Genomic DNA, 245 nt, shown 5'->3' with positions numbered 1-245 from the left:
CCGTTCAGGCCGCTCGCGGCCGAGAAGGTTCGATGACCGGTTCGGTGAATTATGCCGTGGAGGTCTATGATGCTGCGAGCAATCGTCTCCTGTCTTCCTATGTCACCAAGCAATATCCCAATGCAATGAATATCGGCGCAAGCTTCACGGCGATGGACGCCTCCATGGTGGGCGTCCGCAAAGGTGCCGATGCTCTGCTTGCCGAGTTGAAATAGGCGATAGGAGCAAAAGACCTAGCCGTGTTC

Annotated in this window: 1 protein-coding gene; it reads left to right on the top strand. The window is 55.9% G+C overall.

Annotated features, from left to right (window positions below; all coding sequences use genetic code 11):
* Positions 1-215: DUF3313 family protein (locus AF337_RS31195; protein WP_152971259.1), on the top strand; the 215-nt coding region annotated here is incomplete at its 5' end.
* Positions 216-245: the final 30 nt, after the last annotated feature.

Origin of the sequence: Rhizobium ecuadorense (assembly GCF_001187535.1) — a bacterium.
In the GTDB taxonomy this organism is placed as follows: domain Bacteria; phylum Pseudomonadota; class Alphaproteobacteria; order Rhizobiales; family Rhizobiaceae; genus Rhizobium; species Rhizobium ecuadorense.
The sequence above is the reverse complement of the archived record's forward strand: the minus strand, read 5'-3'. Positions and strand labels throughout refer to the sequence as shown.